The sequence below is a fragment of the Parazoarcus communis SWub3 = DSM 12120 genome, assembly GCF_003226565.1.
In the GTDB taxonomy this organism is placed as follows: domain Bacteria; phylum Pseudomonadota; class Gammaproteobacteria; order Burkholderiales; family Rhodocyclaceae; genus Parazoarcus; species Parazoarcus communis.
Map to the genome: position 1 here is coordinate 1 of NZ_QKOE01000205.1, position 255 is coordinate 255.

Annotated in this window: 1 protein-coding gene; it reads right to left on the reverse strand. The window is 60.8% G+C overall.

Going from position 1 to position 255, the window contains the following annotated elements; all coding sequences use genetic code 11:
* Positions 1-230: Rieske (2Fe-2S) protein (locus tag DNK49_RS23760; RefSeq protein ID WP_341538210.1), on the reverse strand; the 230-nt coding region annotated here is incomplete at its 3' end.
* Positions 231-255: the final 25 nt, after the last annotated feature.

The following is a 255-nucleotide window of genomic DNA, read 5'->3' on the forward strand; positions in this document are numbered from 1 at the left end:
CGGAACGGCAGGTCCTGCGACAGCGGCGGTACGTCATCCAGCGAAAAATCGTCCTCACGCACGAACACGAACACCATCCCCGCCACCTCTTCGGTCGGGTAGCTGGTGATCCCCGTCGTCCCCACCAGCTTGTCGTGCGGATTGGCCACGATCGTCGACAGCTTGCCGTCCTTCAGATCGAACGTGAAACCGTGGTACCAGCACGAGATCGTCTCCTTGTTGAAGCACATCGGCTTCTCCGACAACCTCACCCCG